Genomic DNA, 17,485 nt, shown 5'->3' with positions numbered 1-17,485 from the left:
GGGGACGAACGAGGCGTTCGGCCGATGGGGCGTACAGCAATAGCATCGGCCGGGTATAGGGGGTGTTACGGCGGGGCGATCAGCGCATCACCAGCTGGCCCTGCTGCTGGCCGTTGTTGCGCAGGATGCGCAGCACCAGATTGGCCGGGCGCTGCTGGAAGTTGGCCCGCCAGCTGGCCAGGTCGGCGAATTCGCCCACCGTGGCCTCGGTGATGATGTCGCCCTGCTGCAGGCCGTTGCTGGCCGCGCGGCTGCCGCGCTTGACCTCGCTGACCAGCACGCCGCCCACGCCGGATTGGCGCAGCGACTCGGGCAGGTCGGTGAAAGTGGCGCCGGTCAGGCGCGGGTCCAGGCTGTCGCCGGTCACCGAGCGTGCCTGTTCCTTCAGCGTGGCCTTGACCTGCACCGCCTTGCCTTCGCGGCGCACATCCAGCGCCAGAACGCTGCCGACCGCCGCCAGGCCTTCGACGTTGTGCAGGGCTTCGGCGCTGTCCACGCGCTGGCCATTGGCCGACACCACCACATCGCCCGGCTTCAGCCCGGCGGCAGCGGCGGCCGAACCGGCCAGCACACGGGTGATCAGCGCACCGCGCGTTTCACCCAGGCCCAGGCCTTGGGCGATCTGCGCGCTCAGGTTCTGCGCTTCCACGCCCAGCGTGCCGCGCACCACCACGCCATGCTTGACCAGCTGGTCGACCACGCTGCGTGCCAGGTTGGAGGGAATGGCCAGGCCCAGGCCGATGTTGCCGGCCATGCTGCCCTGCGGATTGAAGCTGGCGGTATTGATGCCGACCAGCTGGCCCTGCAGGTTGACCAGCGCGCCGCCGGAATTGCCCGGGTTGATCGACGCATCGGTCTGGATGAAGTTCTGGTAGCCGAGCCCGCGGATGCCGGTGCGGCCCACCGCCGAGACGATGCCCGAGGTCACCGTCTGGCTGAAACCGAACGGGTTCCCGATGGCCACGACGAAGTCGCCCACCCGCAGCTGGTCGCTGTTGCCGAGCTTGATGTCGGTGAGGTTCTGCGCCGGGATGCGGATCAGGGCGATGTCGGTATCGCGGTCCGAGCCGAGGAACTCGGCCTTCACCGTGCGCCCGTCGGCCAGGGTCACCTGCACGTCGTCGGCGTTGTCGATGACGTGGTGGTTGGTCAGCACCAGGCCTTCGCTGGCGTCGATGATGACGCCCGAACCGAGCGACTCGTTGATGCGTTCCTGCGGCACGTCGGGGAACAGGCGGCGGAAGAACGGGTCGTTGAAGAACGGATTGCGGACCCGCACCACCTGTTTGGTGTTGACGCTGACCACGGCCGGCATGGCCTTTTCCAGCATCGGCGCCAGCGACGGCACGGCCTGCCCGGCCACCGCCGCCGGCAACGCGGCACTGGTCGGCAGCGCAGCGGGCAGCGGCGCCGCATCGGCGCGGTTGTCCAGATGGGCGTTGATGCCGGTGGCGACGAAGCCGCCGAAGGCAGCAGCGATTGCGAGCGTGAGCAGAGTGGGAAGCGGTCGCATGGGAGTCGGTTCGCAGGCGGTGGAGTGGGGCCGTAGGGCTATACGGTAGAACAAGCTGAATGAGTGTGTCGCGGTCCGGATAAATGGCCCATGAAAAAAGCCCGGCTCGCGACGCGCATGTCGACCCTGCAGGCGTGCCTCCGCCGCGTGCCGACACGTTCGGATACTTGCGCAGTTCGGCGCATCCTGGCGTTGCGATGCCGCTTGGCACGCAGCTTGTTGTTCTGCGATGCGCCGTGGCCCGCAGGCGGGGTGCGAACAAACACCCATCATCGCGTAGCACTTAAATAAAGGGGTTTTCTGAATGCAGCTCGGTCCGGCGCTGGTGTTCGCCTACACCAGGTCCGTCGCATCCGGTGCGATTGAATATGTGCGCCCCGTTCCACGATGGACAATGTCGGTATAGCATCGCCCCGTTTTGACAATCCAGGCCCCCAGGAGGGCAACATGAGCAACGGTAATGGTGTGTCGGTCGTGACCGACGCCGTCGAGAACGTTAAAGAAACCGCCGCCAACGTTGGCGAGACCATCGCCCACGCCGCCGAAGACGCCGTGAAGTCGGTCGAGAAGACCGTCAAGCGCGCCACCAAGGCTGCCGGTACCCGCGTTGCCAAGGCCAAGAAGGCCGTGGCCAAGGTCGAGAAGACCGTTGCCAAGAAGGCCGAGAAGGCTGCCAAGTCCGTCGGTAAGACCGTCGCCAAGGCGAAGCAGAAGCTGGAAACGGCCAAGAAGAACGCCAAGGCCGAAGCCGCTGCCCTGAAGAAGGAAGTGGCCAAGAAGAAGGCTGCTGCCGGCAAGGCTGTGACCAAGAAGGCTGCTGCGGCCAAGAAGACCACCAAGGCCGCCACCAAGGCTGCCGGCAAGAAGGTCGCCACCGTGAAGAAGGCCGCCACCAAGAAGGCTGCCGTCGCCAAGAAGACCGTTGCCAAGAAGACCGTTGCCAAGAAGACCGTTGCCAAGAAGACCGTTGCCAAGAAGACCGCGGCCGCCAAGAAGGTAGTCGGCAAGAAGGTCGCCACCGCCAAGAAGGCCGTGGCCAAGAAGACCGTTGCCGCCAAGAAGGTTGCCGGCAAGAAGGTTGCCGGCAAGAAGGCTGTGGCTGCGAAGAAGGTTGTCGGCAAGAAGGTTGCCGCCACCAAGAAGGTCGCCACCAAGAAGACCGCCGCTGCCAGGAAGGTCGTCGGCAAGAAGGTTGCAGCCACCAAGAAGGTTGCCACCAGGAAGACCGCCGCTGCCAGGAAGGTTGTCGGCAAGAAGGTCGCCGTCGCCAAGAAGGCCGTGGCCAAGAAGGCTGCGCCGCTGAAGAAGGTTGCCGCCAAGAAGGCACCGGCCAAGAAGGTCGTCGCCAAGAAGGCCGCTGCCAAGAAGACTCCGGCCAAGGCCGTGCGCAAGGCCGCCAAGCGCAAGTAATCGCGCGGTGACAGAAGGCCCTTCCGCCCCCGGGCGGGAGGGCCTTTCGCATTTCAGGGGCGCGCTTTGCGGCAGGATGCAGTTTCTTCCCGCTGGAGCCCCGGGCATGCGCGGTATCGATTTCAGTTCCTGGCAGGGCGTGCTCTCCACCCTGGCCGGCCTGGTCCTCATCACCCTGCTGGGCGTGGGCATCCGCCTGCTGGTGATGCAGACCCTGCAGCAGCGCCGCGAGCGCGAGAACCGGCAGATCAACGAACGCCTGCGCACGCTGATGGCGGCCTACAAGACCTTGAGCGGTTCGTTCACCGGTGAGTTGGGCGTGGACCCCACCCATCGCCGCGACCTGCGCCAGCGCGAAGCCGAACAAGGCATCGCCGAGCCCGGCTCGGACCGTGCCCGGCGCATCCGCGATGCCGTGGAGGCCGCCCTGTCGGACATCCTGCTGCTGGGCACCGACGAACAGGTGCGCTTGGCGGCTCGCGCGGCCGAGGAACTGGCACAGGGCCGACCGGTGCACACCCACGAACTGGTGGTGTCGCTGCGTGACTTCGTGCGCGAAGCCCTCGACCTCGCACCGATCCCAACCGATCTGCGCATTCCGCCGCAGGGGCCGACCCGGCCCAGTGGCAGCGGTGGTGCCAGCGGCAAGGCACGCAACGACGGCGATGCCAAGGGCGGCCGCGGCGGAGGTGGCATGGGCGGCGGCATGGGAGGCCTGGGCCTGGGGGCTGGCGCCGCGCTGGGCGCCGGCCAAGCGGCGGGCAGTGAGGACACGGACGCGCGCTGAGCGCGCGCCCGGCCCGTGCCATCGGTACTCAGGCGGTCAGTTCGTAGATCGGAACGAAGCCGCCGTAGATCATCCGCGCACCGTCGAACGGCATCGGATTCTGTGCCGGATCCAGCCGCGGGTCTTCCATCATCTTCTTCATGCCGGCATCGCGGGTGGCCTTGTCCGGCCACTCGATCCAGGAGAACACCACCGTCTCATCCGGCGTGGCCTTCACCGCGCCGAAGAAGTCGGTGGTCTTGCCGTGCGGCACGTCATCGCCCCAGCACTCGACCACGCGCAGGGCACCGTACTCGATGAACACCACGTCGCCGCTGCGCGCGTGGGCGAGGAATTTTTCCTTGTTGGCAGTGGGCACCGCCAGGACGAAACCATCGATGTAACTCATCGCTTGCCTCCGAGGTGGGCCGTGGCACATGCACGGCCTTCAATGACCCGACGAACCGGCGTGGGGGAAATCGACAACCATGCAGTGAATACGCGGCGATCACGCCACAGCTGCGTTCGCGACCGCGCGCGTATGCCTGAGGCTGCCTGAATCAAGCCAAAAAATTCAGCAATGCGAAGGTCGCTGTTTTCAGGGAGCGTTGTGGCGAATAACGGAGAATTTACATTCCCGATGCGATGGCGCCCTGGCGCTGCTGCACAACATAAGAAAGAAAAGGTGTACCCCCATGAAGAATTCGCTGATTGCCCTGGCGCTGGCCGCTGCCCTGCCGTTCACTGCCTCGGCCGCCGAGAACCTGTCCTACAACTACGCTGAAGCCGACTACGCCAAGACCGACGTTGATGGCGTCAAGGCCGACGGTTGGGGCGTCAAGGGTTCCTACGGCTTCCTGCCGAACTTCCATGCCTTCGGTGAGTACAGCCGCCAGGAAGTCGACCACACCAACATCAAGGTCGACCAGTGGAAGGTCGGTGCCGGCTACAACGTCGAGATCGCACCGTCGAGCGACTTCGTTGCCCGCGTCGCCTACCAGAAGTTCGACCAGAAGCACGGCCTGGATCTCAACGGCTATAGCGCTGAAGCCGGTGTCCGCACCGCCTTCGGTCCGCACGCCGAAGTCTACGGCCTGGTGGGTTACGAAGATTATTCGAAGAAGCACGGCGTGGATCTGGACGGCCAGTGGTACGGCCGCCTGGGTGGCCAGGTCAAGCTCAACCAGAACTGGGGCTTGAACGGCGAGCTGAAGATGAACCGCCACGGCGACAAGGAATACACCGTCGGTCCGCGCTTCAGCTGGTAACTGCTGCACGGCGCGTCCACGCGCTGGAGATGCACCAACAGGCCCGGCATTGCCGGGCCTGTTGCGTTCTGACAAAGCGGAACGACAGGTGACTGCCCACCGTGTCGTTTGCGGCATTGCAAGAAATTGGATTCCGCTGCTGCAGGTGCGGTCCCAGGATGAAGGTCCTGTCCAACAGGACCCGCCGCAATGTCACCTGCGCTTCCTCCCCTGCTCCCTGATCGGCCGCGCCGGCTGGCGTTGATGGATCCGCATCCGGTCCTGCGGTTGGGCCTGGAAGTGCTGTTGAGCCAGCACAGCGGCGTGCAGGTCTGTGCCAGCTTCGCTGACGAAGCGCCCCTGCTCATGCTGCTGCAGCAGGACCCGCACGCGGTGGATCTGCTGGTGATCGATGCGTTGCCGCTGGGCGACCTCGGCGATGGCCTGGCGCTGCTGCGCGAACTGACGCAGCGCTGGCCGCGCCTGCCGGTGCTGGTGCTGTCGGCCCACTGCAATGCCAGCACGGTGGCCACGGCCATGCAGGCCGGTGCGCGCGGCTTCCTGTCCAAGGCGACGTCGCCGGAGATGCTGCTGCGCGCGCTGGATACGGTGTCCCGCGGTGGCCGCTTCGTACCACCGGAGCTGCGCACCCAGCTCAGCCGCTCGCGCACCCGGCGCGCGCCTGCGCCCACGCTGACGCCGCTCAGCCGGCGCGAACGTGAAGTGCTGGGGCTGGTGCTGCAGGGCTGCAGCACCGGTGAAGTGGCGCGCCGCTTCCAGCGCTCGGCCAGCACCATCAGCACGCAGAAGAAAGCCGCCTACCAGAAGCTGGGCATCCACAGCGATGGCGAGCTGTTCCGCATCCGCCACCTGCTCGAATGCGGCTGACGCAGGGGCTTACTCGCCCTGGTACTGCTTTTCTTCCACCAGCGCCGAGCCGGCCACGCGGTTGATCTCGTTCTTCACCACGATGCGCTCGCCATTGGTGCCGTAGACACCGCGTGCCAGCTGGATGAACGCATCATCGAACACCTGCGCCGCTTCCTTGTCGCGCAGCTGGTCCTGGATGTCCCACATGCGTTCGTTGATGGCCTTGAGCTGGGTGCGCAGCGCGCCCAGCGCCGGCTGCGCCTGCAGCTGCTGCTGCAGCAACGGCAGCAGGCCGTCCAGTTCGGTGCGTACATTGGCCAGCTTGGCGGCATCGTCGATGCGCTCGGCCTTGATCTCGAGGATGGTGATCTTGTCGATCAGCTCGCCGATCGATACCGGGGTCAGGATGGCGTCCACGCAGGGCTCCTTTTAACAGGGCGCCATGATACCCCGGCAACCGTCGAGCCCCTTCGCTTTCGTCGAGCCCGGTCGCTTTACGTTGATTTTGCGCGAACGCTGCCGCTGCGCCATCGATCCGTTACGGCCCCGCCGCCGACACTGCCGTCCCGGCGGCACGACCGCCTTGTACGAGGAACACCACGCAGTGGACAGCAAGGGGATGAGCGCGGCCGTGGCCGCACTGGTGGCCGGCGTGCTCGGCATCGGCAGCGCGCAGGCGCAGGTGCAGGCCAACGGCAACATGGCGGTGACCAGCGATTACGTGTGGCGCGGCAGCTCGCAGACCGGGGGCGACCCGGCGGTGCAGGCCGGGGCGAAGCTGGCGCTGCCGTCGGGCCTGTATGCCAGCGTGTGGGGATCGAACGTGTCGTTTACCCCGGATATCGGTGCGCGCAGTGAATTCGATCTGGTGGCGGGCTGGTCCGGTGCGCTGGCGCAGGACTGGAGCCTGGATGCCAACGTCACCCGCTACCTGTACCCGGGCACCGGCCGCGCGCTGGACTGGACCGAACTGGGTGCCACCCTCAGCTGGAAGCAGCGGGCGTGGCTGCAGCTGGCCCATTCCAGCGATGCCCTGGCCGGTGGGCATCGCGGCACCTATGCGCAGCTGGGCGGACGCCTGCCCTTGAACGACCGCTTTCGCCTGGAAGCGGCGGTCGGCCACTACTGGCTGGCCGACGCCCAGGGCCCGGACTACCTGCATGGCCAGCTCAGCGCCATCGCCACCCTGGCACCGGCGTGGGAACTGCGTGCCACCGTGCACGACACCGACAATGCCGCGCGCCGGCTGTTCCCCGGCAATGCCGGCGGGCGCTGGGAGCTGGCTCTGCAGGGCAGTTTCTAGCGGGCCACCGCTGCCTGGCGCGCACGCCACGCGCCAGGCAGCCACAGGAGCAGGGCCAGCACGGCTACCGCCGCGCCGGCCACGCACACGCCGGTCCAGCCGAAGTGCTGGTAGACCTGCGCCGACAGCAACGATCCCAGCGAGCCACCGATGAAGTAGCCGGTCATGTAGCCGGCGTTGAGGCGGTTGCGGGCTTTCGGCTGCAGCGCATAGATCAGGTTCTGGTTGCTCACGTGCAGCAGCTGCGCGGCCAGGTCCAGCACCACCACGCCCACCAGCAGCGCCAGCAGCGAATGCGTCGACAGGCCCAGCGGCAGCCATGAGAGCAGCAGCATCGCCAGCGCGATGGCGGTGGCGCGGCCGGTCTGGCCACGGTCGGACATGCGCCCGGCCAGCCCCGCCGCCAGCGTGCCAGCGGCACCCACCAGCCCGAACAGCCCGATGGTGGCATCGCCGTATTCATACGGCGGCCGTGCCAGCAGGAAGGCCAGCGGTGTCCAGAAGATGGCGAACATGGCGAAGCTGCACGCGCCCAGCAGGGTGCGCTGGCGCAGCACCGGTTCCTGCACGAACAGCGTGCCGATCGAGCGCAGCAGGGCGAAATAGCCCAGGCCGGCGGTGTGGTGGAAGCGCGGCAGCCCGCGCTGCAGGGCCAGTGCGGTCAGCACCAGCACGGCAGCGGCGATGGCATAGACCAGGCGCCAGTCGCCCAGGCTGGACAGCAGGCCGGCCACGGTGCGCGCCAGCAGGATGCCCAGCAGCAGCCCGCTCATCAGCGTGCCGACCACGCGGCCCCGGTGTTCTGGCGCGGCCAGGGTCGCGGCAAACGGCACCAGCACCTGCGCCACCACCGAGAACAACCCGGTGATGGCCGTACCCACCAGCAGCCAGGCCAGCGACGGCGCGCAGGCACTGATGACCAGGCCACCGGCCGAGAGCAGGCTCATCACCACGATCAGGCGGCGGCGTTCAAACAGGTCACCCAGCGGCACCAGCAGGATCAGGCCGGCGGCGTAGCTCAGCTGGGCAGCGGTCACCACCATCCCGATCTGGCCGAAGGGCACGCCGAAGGCATCGGCGATGGTGTGCAGCAGCGGCTGCGCGTAGTAGTTGCTGGCCACCGCCACGCCGGTGGCCACCGACATCAGCAGCACCTGCCAGCGGTGCAGAGGGGGGAGGGAAGGGCTCACAGGGCATTCCAGAACGTGGGGAGCACAGTGTCCTCCTGCTGCATTGATGATGGAAATGAATCATCATCATCCTTGGCATCTTAAATTCAGATGGTTGCCAGGGGCAGCCCGCATGAACCTCAAGCAGCTTGAATTCGCCGTGGCTCTGGCCGAAGAGGGCAACTTCACCCGTGCGGCCGCGCGCTGCCATGTGGTGCAGTCGGCGCTGAGCCACCAGATCGCGCACCTGGAAGCAGAACTGGGTACGCCGCTGTTCGAACGCCTGCCGCGCCAGGTGCGGATCACGCCGGCCGGCGAGGCGCTGCTGGTGCATGCACGGCAGGTGCTGGCCAGCCTGCGCCACCTGCGAGCCGATGTGGCGGCGGTGACCGGCGAGGTGCGCGGCACGCTGGCGATCGGGCAGATCTCCTCGCTCACCGACATCGACGTGGTGGCCATCCTCGCCACCTTCCGCCGGGCCTACCCGCAGGTGGAATTCCAGCTGCGCGTGGACAAGAGCGAAACCCTGATCGCGCAGGTGCAGGCGCGCGAACTGGATGTCGCCCTGGTCGGGCTGGCACCGTCGGCCAGCCTGGATGGCGTCTGCCAGCAGATGCTGCAGGAAGAGGACCTGGTGGCGGTGGTGGCGCCGACGCATCGGCTGTCCGGGCAGGCGCGGTTGCCGCTGGCCCTGCTGCAGGACGAGGCGCTGGTGGATTTCGCGCGCGGTACCGGCGCGCGCCGGCAGACCGACGATGCATTCGCCGCGGCGGGCCTGCCACATCAGGTGCGTTTCGAGGTCAACCAGATGGAGCTGATCGAGCGCTTCGTCCGCCATGGCCTGGCGGTGGGCATCGTGCCTGTGCTGATCGCGCAGGGGTTCGAGGGGGTGGTGCGGATACCGCTGCAGCCCACCCCGACCCGGCGCGTGCACCTGGCCTGGCAACGCCTGCCCACGCCGGCGGCGCGGGCCTTCGTCGAGGCCGTGCTCAGCCGCGCACGCGCAGGCTCAGGCCCTTGAGGAAGTTGCGCAGCATCTGGTCCAGGCAGCGCCGGTAATTGGTGTGGCCGGGCTGGCGGAACAGCGCGCCGAGCTCGGACTTGGACACCTTGAAGCCGACGCTGGCGAAGATCTCCATCAGGTCCACGTCGCGCAGCTGGAAGGCCACGCGCAGCTTCTTCAGCACCACATTGTTGTCGATGCGGGTTTCCACCGCGCGCAGCGGCTGGCTCTCATCGCGACCCCGCAGGTGCACGATCAGCCCATCCAGGAAGTGCGCCAGCGCGCCGTCGTTCATCGCTTCGAAGCCGGCCTCGTCGTCGCGCCGCAGCCAGGCCTTGACCTGCTCGGTATCGACCACGAAGGCGGGGTCGGCCATCTGGCACAGGGTCACCACGTGGTGGTCGCCCAGGTCCAGCGCGTAGCGCACGCTGCGCAGTACATCGTTGTTGATCATGGCCCATTGTACCGGCCCGGCGTGTGTCACCGGACTGTCATCCCGTCGTAGCAAAGTGTGCGCACTTCCGCTGAGACTTCGCCGATGCGCCGGTTCCTTCTGTCCGCCCTGCTGGTCGCCAGCAGCTTTGCCGCCACCGCCCAGGACCGCTTCGTGCCGGTCGAGCAGCGCCTCAACGCGGCCCAGCTGGCCGAAGTAGGGCTGAGCCCGGCACAGCTGCAGGCACTGAACCGGGTGCTGCGCGAGGCGGAACGCGCAGCGCCAGCGTCGGCGGCCCTGGCAGCCCAGCCGGCGGCAGCGGTGCCCGCAGCACCCTTGCCAGCCAACGTGCCGGCCCCGGCCGCCATGCACCTGGGCCTGGAAGAAGGCCCGGTCACGGCACGGGTGGTGGGCGATGTCGCCGGCTGGGAGCCGGGCACCGTCTTCACCCTCGACAATGGCCAGCAGTGGCAGGTGATGAAGGGCCAGATGAAGCTGCGCAAGACCGTGCAGGCGCCGCAGATCGAAGTGATTCCGGGCATCGCCGGGCGCTGGTTCCTGCAGGTGGACGAAGACCTGCCCATGGCACGGGTGTTCCGCCTGCGCTGAATCCTGGCGGGGCCCGTGCCGGGGTCGGATCCCTTTGCCGCAGGCAAAGGGCTCTGACCCCCAAGCCTGGCCAACCCGGCCTGATCGGGCAACGCAGTCACCGGCCGACGGTGCCAGAATGGGGGTCTGGTTCCCCACGGAGTTGTCTGCATGACCCGCACCGTCCTGATTACCGGCGCCACCTCCGGCTTCGGCGCCGCCGCCGTCCATCGCTTCGCCCAGGCCGGGTGGAAAGTGATCGCCACCGGCCGTCGTGGCGAACGCCTGCAGCCGCTGGTCGACCGCTATGGCAAGGACGTGGTGCACGCCGCCGTGTTCGACGTGCGCGACCCGGTGGCGATGGAAGCCGCGCTGCTGGCGCTGCCCCCGGCCTTCGGTGACATCGACCTGCTGGTGAACAACGCAGGTCTGGCCCAGGGCACCGCGCCGGCGCAGAGCGCCAGGCTGTCGGACTGGACCACCATGATCGACACCAACATCACCGCACTGGTGACCCTGACCCATCGCCTGCTGCCGCTGCTGGTCGAGCGCAAGGGCGCGATCATCAACATCTCCTCGGTGGCCGGCGTGTACCCGTATCCGGGCGGCAACGCCTATGGCGGCACCAAGGCCTTCGTCAGCCAGTTCTCGCTGGGCCTGCGCTCGGACCTGCACGGCACCGGCGTGCGCGTGACCACGATCGAGCCGGGCATGGCCGAAACCGAATTCACCGTGGTCCGCACCCACGGCGACCAGGCCGCCTCGGACAAGCTCTACACCGGCGCCAACCCGATGACCGCCGAAGACATCGCCGAGCAGATCTTCTGGGTTGCCACGCTGCCGCCGCACCTGAACATCAATCGCCTCGAACTGATGCCGGTCAGCCAGTCGTTCGCCGGTTTCCAGGTCGCCCGCGAAGGCTGACCGGGGCGCATCGTTTTGTAGAGTCGAGCCATGCTCGACTGTCGTTGAATGCAGTCGAGCATGGCTCGACTCTACAAAAGCAAAAAAGCCGGGCAATGCCCGGCTTTTTTCATCCACATCCGCAACGGCTTACTGCGCCTTGATCGCCATCGCCTGCAGGCCGGTGCCATCCAGCTTCTGCTTGGCTTCGGACAACTCGCCGGCACTGCCGTAGGGCCCCATGCGCACGCGGTACACGGTCTTGCCGTTGATCTGCGCCGATTCCACCCGCGCGGCCAGGCCCATCATCGCCAGCTTTGCCTTGGTCGCCTCGGCATCGCCGGACGCACCGAAGGCGCCGGCCTGCAGGATGTAGCGCGTGTTGTCAGGCGCTGCGGCCGGTGCCGCGGCAGCCGCCTGCGCAGCCTCCGCGCGCGGGGCCGGCGTGGTCGCCGCCGTGCTGGTGGCCGCCGGTGCTGCCGTCGAAGCCGACGGCGTGGCTGCCGCGGGGCGTTCGCTCAGCGGTGCCGGCAGCGGGCGTGCCGTGCTGGTGCCCGGGGTGGTGCTGGCCACGCTGGGGGTCGCCGCCGGTGCCGCAGCCGCAGCCGCAGCCGCAGCCGCCGGAACCGGCTTGCCTTCCAGGGCCGCCTGCGCGCGCTGCGCCTCGGCCTTGGCCCGGCGCAGTTCTTCGGCACGCGTGCTGGCGGCCAGTTCGGCGTCGGACATCTCGACTTCCTTGCCCGGCAGCAGGGTGTAGAAGTCGTACTGCGTGGCCGCCGGCTTGGCCGGTTCAGCGGGCTTCGGCGTGGCCGGCGCTTCCGCCGGCTGGCTGCCGACATCGCTGTCGGCATCGGCAACCGGGGCCGGCTGCGCGTTCGGGTTCGGCTGCGGGCCGGCGCGCAGGAAGCCATCGCCTTCGCCCTTGAACAGGTTCGGCGCCGCCAGGAACACCACTGCGGCAATGGCCACACCAGCGACCAGCCACACCCATCCCGGGGTGCCCTGGCTGCTGCTGTTGCGTCGTGCCTGGCTTTTGCCGCGTCGTGCTGCCATGTGTACTGCGTCTCCTGAAACTTACATTTTTTCCGGGGCGCTGACGCCCAGGAGGTCGAGGCCATTGGCCAGTACCTGGCGCGCGGCGCAGGCCAGGGTCAGCTTGGCATTGCGGTCGGTGGCGTCGTCCACCAGCACCGGCGTCCCGTGATACCACGTGTGGAAGGCGTGCGCCAATTCACGCAGGTACTGCGCCACCAGGTGCGGTTCCAGCGCCACGCCAGCCGCTTCGACCACTTCCGGGTACCGCGAGATTTCGTTCATCAGCAGCAGCGAGGCGTCGTCGGCCAGGCGGCCGAGGTTGCCCAGCCCGTTGCCCTGGTCGTACACCAGGCCCTTGTCCTGCGCCTGGCGCAGCAGGCTGCAGACGCGGGCGTGCGCGTACTGCACGTAGAACACCGGGTTGTCGTTGCTCTGCTGGCGGGCCAGGTCGATGTCGAAGGTCAGCTGCGAATCGGGCTTGCGCGCGATCAGGAACCAGCGGGTGGCATCGCGGCCGGCTTCCTCGATCAGGTCGCGCAGGGTGAAGTAGCTGCCAGCACGCTTGGACAGCTTCACTTCCTCGCCGCCGCGCATGACGGTGACCATCTGGTGCAGCACGTATTCCGGCCAGCCCTGCGGGATGCCCACTTCCATCGCCTGCAGGCCGGCGCGCACGCGGGCCAGCGAACCGTGGTGGTCGGCGCCCAGCTCGGTGATCGCGCGCTCGTAGCCACGCTGCCACTTGGACAGGTGGTAGGCCACGTCCGGCACGAAGTAGGTAAAGGTGCCGTCGGACTTGCGCATCACGCGGTCCTTGTCGTCACCGAAGTCGGTGCTGCGCAGCCACAGCGCACCGCCTTCCTCGTAGGTGTGGCCCGAGGCCTGCAGCTTGGCGACCGCTTCGGCCACCTTGCCATCGGCGTACAGCGAGCTTTCCAGGAAGTAGATGTCGAAGTCGACGCCGAACGCGGCCAGGTCCAGGTTCTGCTCGTTGCGCAGGTAGGCCACGGCGAAGCGGCGGATCGCGGTCATGTCGTCCGGATCCTTGGCGCCGACCACCATGGTGCCTTCCAGGTCGACGCTGGCGCCGGCCAGGTAGGCACGGGCCACGTCGGCGATGTACTCACCGCGGTAGCCACCTTCCGGCCAACCGTCCTGGTCCGGGGCGATGCCCTTGATGCGCGCCTGCACCGACAGCGCCAGGTTCTCGATCTGCACGCCGGCGTCGTTGTAGTAGAACTCGCGCTTGGCGTTCCAGCCGTTGGCATCGAGCACGCGCGCCACGCAGTCGCCGATCGCCGCCGCGCGGCCATGGCCGACATGCAGCGGACCGGTCGGGTTGGCCGACACGTACTCCACGCCCACCGTGCGGCCATTGCCGGACAGGTTGCGGCCGTAGTCGTGGGCTTCCTTGATGACCGAGGCGGCTTCGCGCTGGTACGCGGCCGGGGCCAGGTGGAAGTTGATGAAGCCAGGGCCGGCGATCTCGACCTTGCTGACGTCCTCGCTGCGCGGCAGCGCGTCGACCAGCGCCTGGGCCAGTGCGCGCGGGTTGCTGCGCGCGGCCTTGGCCAGCAGCATGGCGGCATTGGTGGCGAAGTCGCCGTGGTCGCGGGTCTTCGGGCGCTCGACCACGAAGTCCGGCGGCAGGGAGTCGGCGGGCAGGGTGCCGTTGGCGCGCAAGGCTTCGATGCCTTGGCTGATCAGGGCGCGGAGGAGATTTTTCACGAGGCCTGCTGTGAGAATGAGCGGCGGAATCGCCCATTTTAGCGCAGATGCCGGCGCGTACGCTGACCGAGGCCTGCCCATGTGAAGACGCACGACCTCCAGTGGCCAAGCCCGCGGGGCCAGCGGCCTCAGCCGAACAGGCGCGGCGGGTGCTGCGGCAGCAGGCCGCGTTCAGCAAATGAAACCGGCCGCCCCTCGCCAATGACGAAGTGGTCCAGCAGGCGGATGTCGACCAGCGCCAGGGCCTGCTGCAGCTCGTCGGTGATCCGCGCATCGGCCCCGGACGGCTCGGGGTCGCCCGAGGGATGATTATGGCTGAGGATCACAGCCGCGGCGTTGTGCAGCAGGGCCCGCCGCACCACCTCGCGGGGATAGACCGGCGCGGTGTTGATGGTGCCGGCGAACAGCTCCTCGCAGGCGATCAGGCGGTGCCGGTTGTCCAGGAACAGCACCAGGAACAGTTCGCGCGCCTGGCCGCGCAGCCGGTGCTGCAGGTAGCGGCCGACCGCCAGCGGGTTGTCGCCCACGCTTTCGCCCTGCGCCAGCTCGGCGGCCAGGTAGCGGTGGGCCAGCTCCAGCCCGGCCGCCAGCGTGCAGCTGCGCGCTGGCCCCAACCCGGGCAGGCGGGCCAGCTTGGCGGCGGGGCGGTCCAGCAGCACCCGCAGCGGACCGTGGCTGCCGAGCAGGTCGCGCGCGGTCTGCACCGCATCGCGGCCGCCGAAGCCGGAGCCCAGGAACAGGGCCAGCAGTTCGGCATCGGAAAGGGCGGTGGGCCCGCGCGTCAGCAGCTTCTCGCGGGGGCGTTCCTCGGGTGGCCAGTCGTGGATGGACATGGCTGCATGGTCGCTGCTGCGGCGCCCGCCAGCCATCGGCATTTGCCGCCCGCGATGGTCGGCCTATCCCTCAACCGCGCTGGGCCTGCAGGTAGTCGTACAACTCCTGGTTGTTGTCCAGGCCCAGCTTGCGCATGGCCTCGGCCTTCTGCCGGCTGATGGTCTTGGCGCTGCGGCCGATGTGCTCGGCGATGGCATTCACGTTCAGGCCCGCGCCCAGCAGCTGCACGACCTGCTGTTCGCGGGCCGAAAGCGTCGCCTGCGGCCTGGGGAACAGCAGATCGCGCGATTGCAGCAGGCGGCGCAGCTGGTGGGACACGAACACCTTGCCGGCCATCACCGCGCGCAGGGCCTGGGGCAGTTCGGCGAAGTCGGCGCTCTTGTCCACCAGACCCTGCACGCCATCGCGCAGCAGCCCATCCAGCAGCCCGGGGTGGCGCGCGCCGGTCAGCACCACCACCGGCAACGCGGGGTGCTGCTGGCGCAGCGTCTCCAGCAGCTCGGGGCCGTCGGGCCCGGTGCCGGGCATGGAAAGGTCGGTCAGGATCGCGTGGCAGGGCTGCTGGGCGACCAGGTCGAGCAACCCGGCGCCATCGGCGGCCGCGCCGGTGACGCACATCTGGTGGCGTTCGAGCACGATGCGGATGCCGTGCAGTACGACCGGATGGTCGTCGGCGATGATGATGCGCGGATGCACGGTGCACTCCTCGGAAAACCAGATGGCGCACCCGAGGGGGCCAACCGTGATTCTGAGGAAGCGGCGGCCGGCTGAGGTATAGGAAAGTTCCGAATCGAAGAGGGGACAACCCGGAAAACGATGTAGCCTGAGTTCCATCTGCTGATAGCTGCGCGCTATGTGCGCTGTGTACCGGGACGTTACCGACCATCGGGTAAGCTAGCGCCCTCGTTTGCACAGGATTTCCAGGTGGCTGATTCTCCCAACGCCCTCCCCGCGCCGGCCCGCGCGCTGGAGGGCCAGAAACTGCTGTTGTGCGTCGGCGGCGGGATCGCGGCCTACAAGGCACTGGAACTGGTCCGCCGCCTGCGTGATGCCGGCGCGCTGGTCCAGGTGGCGATGACCGCCGGAGCCCAGCAGTTCGTCACCCCCCTCAGTTTCCAGGCCCTGTCCGGCCAGCCCACCCGCACGACCCTGTGGGACAGTGCCGCCGAACAGGCCATGGGCCACATCGAACTGGCGCGCTGGGCCGACCGCATCGTGGTCGCACCGGGCACCGCCGATCTGCTGGCACGCCTGGCCCAGGGCCACGCCGATGACCTGGTCAGCACCCTGTGCCTGGCCAGCACCGCGCCGCTCACCGTGTGCCCGGCGATGAACCACCGCATGTGGCTGCACCCGGCCACCCAGGCCAACATCAGCCTGCTGCGCCAGCGTGGCGCGCAGGTCATCGGCCCGGTCGACGGGCCGCTGGCCGAGGGCGAGTCCGGTCCCGGCCGGCTGGCCGAGCCGGGCGACATCGTCGCCGCGCTGGCCGGCCTGGCTGGCCGTGTCCCGGCTGCCGCCGCCACGCCGGAAACCCGCGCGCTGCAGGGCCTGCGTCTGCTGATCAGTGCCGGCCCGACCTATGAGGACATCGACCCGGTGCGCTACGTGGGCAACCGCAGCAGCGGCAAGATGGGCTTCGCCCTGGCCGGTGCCGCCGCCGCCCTCGGCGCCGAGGTGGTGCTGGTCAGCGGCCCGGTGCAGCTGCCGACGCCGCCCGGCGTGCACCGCGTGGACGTGCGCTCGGCCGCGCAGATGCGCGATGCCGTGCTGAAGGCGCTGCCGGCCGACATCTATATCGGGGCCGCCGCCGTTTCCGACTACACCCCGCGCCAGGTGGCCGCGCAGAAGCTGAAGAAGACCGCCGACAGCCAGTCGCTGGTGATCGAGCTGGTGCGCACGCCGGACATCCTGGCTGAGGTCGCCGCACAGACCCAGTCGCTGAAGCTGGTGGTCGGCTTTGCCGCCGAAACCCACGACGTGGAGAAATACGCGCGTGGCAAGCTGATCGACAAGCGCCTGGACCTGGTGATCGCCAACCAGGTGGGCATCAGCGGCGGCGGTTTCGAGAGCGACAACAATGCCGCCACGGCCTTCTGGCAGGACGGCGAACAGGTATTCCCGGCTACTTCCAAGCGCGAGCTGGCCGAACAACTGCTGGCGCTGATCGCGCGGAGGCTTCAGGCATGACCCAGGCAGCATCCACCCCGGCGGCCCCTCTGCAGGCATTGCAGGTGAAGCTGCTCGACCCGCGCTTCGGCGACAGCTGGCCGCTGCCGGCCTATGCCACCGAAGCCAGCGCGGGCATGGACCTGCGCGCGGCGCTGGAAACGGCGCTGACCCTGCAGCCGGGCGATACCGCGCTGGTTCCCAGCGGCCTGGCCATCCACATCGGCGACCCGAACCTGTGCGCGGTGATCCTGCCGCGCTCGGGCCTGGGCCACCGCCATGGCATCGTGCTGGGTAACGGCACCGGCCTGATCGATGCCGATTACCAGGGCCCACTGCTGATCAGCGTCTGGAATCGCGGCCGCGAAGCCTTCACCATCGAGCCGGGCGACCGCATCGCCCAGCTGGTTGTCGTACCGATTGCCCGTGTCAGCCTGCAGGTGGTGGATACTTTCACCGACAGCGTGCGGGGAACGGGTGGATTCGGCCATACCGGGGTGCGTTGACGGGGGAG

General features: G+C 68.2%; 19 protein-coding genes. 10 read left to right on the top strand and 9 right to left on the bottom strand.

Going from position 1 to position 17,485, the window contains the following annotated elements; genetic code table 11:
• Positions 1-79: 79 nt before the first annotated feature.
• Positions 80-1,513 (bottom strand): Do family serine endopeptidase, encoded by a 1,434-nt coding sequence (locus NQ204_RS03890; protein ID WP_256643131.1) that lies wholly within the window; start codon positions 1,511-1,513, stop codon positions 80-82.
• 447 nt (positions 1,514-1,960) lie between these two features.
• Here NQ204_RS03890 and NQ204_RS03885 point away from each other — a divergent pair, with 447 nt between their 5' ends.
• Together NQ204_RS03885 and NQ204_RS03880 are read left to right on the top strand one after the other, a co-directional pair.
• Positions 1,961-2,923, top strand: coding sequence for a histone (locus NQ204_RS03885; RefSeq protein WP_256643130.1), 963 nt, complete (start codon positions 1,961-1,963; stop codon positions 2,921-2,923).
• Between the two features lie 106 nt (positions 2,924-3,029).
• Complete coding sequence (locus NQ204_RS03880) at positions 3,030-3,710, top strand: hypothetical protein (protein ID WP_256643129.1); 681 nt, start codon at positions 3,030-3,032, stop codon at positions 3,708-3,710.
• 28 nt (positions 3,711-3,738) lie between these two features.
• Here the strand turns inward: NQ204_RS03880 and NQ204_RS03875 are convergent, their stop codons facing one another.
• Positions 3,739-4,098 (bottom strand): DUF1428 domain-containing protein, encoded by a 360-nt coding sequence (locus tag NQ204_RS03875; RefSeq protein ID WP_108767461.1) that lies wholly within the window; start codon positions 4,096-4,098, stop codon positions 3,739-3,741.
• Positions 4,099-4,384: 286 nt separating this feature from the next.
• On the opposite strand from NQ204_RS03875, the gene NQ204_RS03870 reads away from it, so the two are divergent.
• Together NQ204_RS03870 and NQ204_RS03865 are read left to right on the top strand one after the other, a co-directional pair.
• Positions 4,385-4,957 carry an OmpO family porin gene (locus tag NQ204_RS03870; protein WP_116863191.1) on the top strand — a complete coding sequence of 191 codons (573 nt, stop codon included), beginning with the start codon at positions 4,385-4,387 and terminating at the stop codon, positions 4,955-4,957.
• 189 nt (positions 4,958-5,146) lie between these two features.
• On the top strand, positions 5,147-5,824 hold the full coding sequence (locus NQ204_RS03865) for a response regulator transcription factor (protein ID WP_116863192.1): 678 nt from the start codon (positions 5,147-5,149) through the stop codon (positions 5,822-5,824).
• A gap of 9 nt (positions 5,825-5,833) precedes the next feature.
• On the opposite strand, the gene NQ204_RS03860 is transcribed toward NQ204_RS03865, so the two are convergent.
• On the bottom strand, positions 5,834-6,223 hold the full coding sequence (locus NQ204_RS03860) for a DUF6165 family protein (RefSeq protein ID WP_079224964.1): 390 nt from the start codon (positions 6,221-6,223) through the stop codon (positions 5,834-5,836).
• Between the two features lie 187 nt (positions 6,224-6,410).
• Here NQ204_RS03860 and NQ204_RS03855 point away from each other — a divergent pair, with 187 nt between their 5' ends.
• Positions 6,411-7,109: a TorF family putative porin gene (locus NQ204_RS03855; RefSeq protein ID WP_116863193.1), complete on the top strand. Its 699-nt coding sequence runs from the start codon at positions 6,411-6,413 to the stop codon at positions 7,107-7,109.
• Here NQ204_RS03855 and NQ204_RS03850 read toward each other — a convergent pair.
• Complete coding sequence (locus tag NQ204_RS03850; RefSeq protein ID WP_305888284.1) at positions 7,106-8,254, bottom strand: MFS transporter; 1,149 nt, start codon at positions 8,252-8,254, stop codon at positions 7,106-7,108. The genes NQ204_RS03855 and NQ204_RS03850 overlap by 4 nt on opposite strands.
• Before the next feature lie 157 nt (positions 8,255-8,411).
• On the opposite strand from NQ204_RS03850, the gene NQ204_RS03845 reads away from it, so the two are divergent.
• Positions 8,412-9,299, top strand: coding sequence for a LysR family transcriptional regulator (locus NQ204_RS03845; protein ID WP_256643127.1), 888 nt, complete (start codon positions 8,412-8,414; stop codon positions 9,297-9,299).
• Here the strand turns inward: NQ204_RS03845 and NQ204_RS03840 are convergent.
• The gene (locus NQ204_RS03840) at positions 9,268-9,735 is read right to left on the bottom strand and encodes a YehS family protein (RefSeq protein WP_256643126.1); all 468 of its coding nucleotides are present in this window, start codon (positions 9,733-9,735) and stop codon (positions 9,268-9,270) included. The genes NQ204_RS03845 and NQ204_RS03840 overlap by 32 nt on opposite strands.
• Before the next feature lie 84 nt (positions 9,736-9,819).
• On the opposite strand from NQ204_RS03840, the gene NQ204_RS03835 reads away from it, so the two are divergent.
• Together NQ204_RS03835 and NQ204_RS03830 are read left to right on the top strand one after the other, a co-directional pair.
• Complete coding sequence (locus NQ204_RS03835) at positions 9,820-10,323, top strand: hypothetical protein (protein ID WP_256643125.1); 504 nt, start codon at positions 9,820-9,822, stop codon at positions 10,321-10,323.
• Between the two features lie 150 nt (positions 10,324-10,473).
• Positions 10,474-11,226 carry an SDR family NAD(P)-dependent oxidoreductase gene (locus tag NQ204_RS03830; RefSeq protein ID WP_116863197.1) on the top strand — a complete coding sequence of 251 codons (753 nt, stop codon included), beginning with the start codon at positions 10,474-10,476 and terminating at the stop codon, positions 11,224-11,226.
• 129 nt (positions 11,227-11,355) lie between these two features.
• Here NQ204_RS03830 and NQ204_RS03825 read toward each other — a convergent pair whose 3' ends face one another.
• The 4 genes from NQ204_RS03825 to NQ204_RS03810 form a co-directional block, all read right to left on the bottom strand.
• A complete protein-coding gene (locus NQ204_RS03825) occupies positions 11,356-12,258 on the bottom strand; it encodes an SPOR domain-containing protein (protein WP_256643124.1) in 903 nt (300 codons plus the stop codon).
• Positions 12,259-12,279: 21 nt separating this feature from the next.
• Positions 12,280-13,968: an arginine--tRNA ligase gene (gene argS, locus NQ204_RS03820; RefSeq protein WP_256643123.1), complete on the bottom strand. Its 1,689-nt coding sequence runs from the start codon at positions 13,966-13,968 to the stop codon at positions 12,280-12,282.
• A 128-nt stretch (positions 13,969-14,096) separates the two neighbouring features.
• A complete protein-coding gene (gene radC, locus NQ204_RS03815; protein ID WP_256643122.1) occupies positions 14,097-14,801 on the bottom strand; it encodes a RadC family protein in 705 nt (234 codons plus the stop codon).
• Between the two features lie 70 nt (positions 14,802-14,871).
• Positions 14,872-15,498 carry a response regulator gene (locus NQ204_RS03810; RefSeq protein WP_116865391.1) on the bottom strand — a complete coding sequence of 209 codons (627 nt, stop codon included), beginning with the start codon at positions 15,496-15,498 and terminating at the stop codon, positions 14,872-14,874.
• A gap of 228 nt (positions 15,499-15,726) precedes the next feature.
• Here NQ204_RS03810 and coaBC point away from each other — a divergent pair, with 228 nt between their 5' ends.
• Complete coding sequence (gene coaBC / locus NQ204_RS03805; protein ID WP_256643121.1) at positions 15,727-16,992, top strand: bifunctional phosphopantothenoylcysteine decarboxylase/phosphopantothenate--cysteine ligase CoaBC; 1,266 nt, start codon at positions 15,727-15,729, stop codon at positions 16,990-16,992.
• The gene (dut, locus tag NQ204_RS03800) at positions 16,989-17,477 is read left to right on the top strand and encodes a dUTP diphosphatase (protein WP_116865360.1); all 489 of its coding nucleotides are present in this window, start codon (positions 16,989-16,991) and stop codon (positions 17,475-17,477) included. Before coaBC ends, dut begins: the two co-directional genes overlap by 4 nt.
• Positions 17,478-17,485: the final 8 nt, after the last annotated feature.

The organism is Stenotrophomonas testudinis (genome assembly GCF_024499815.1).
Lineage (GTDB): Bacteria > Pseudomonadota > Gammaproteobacteria > Xanthomonadales > Xanthomonadaceae > Stenotrophomonas.
This window is presented reverse-complemented; position numbering and strand designations above follow the sequence as displayed.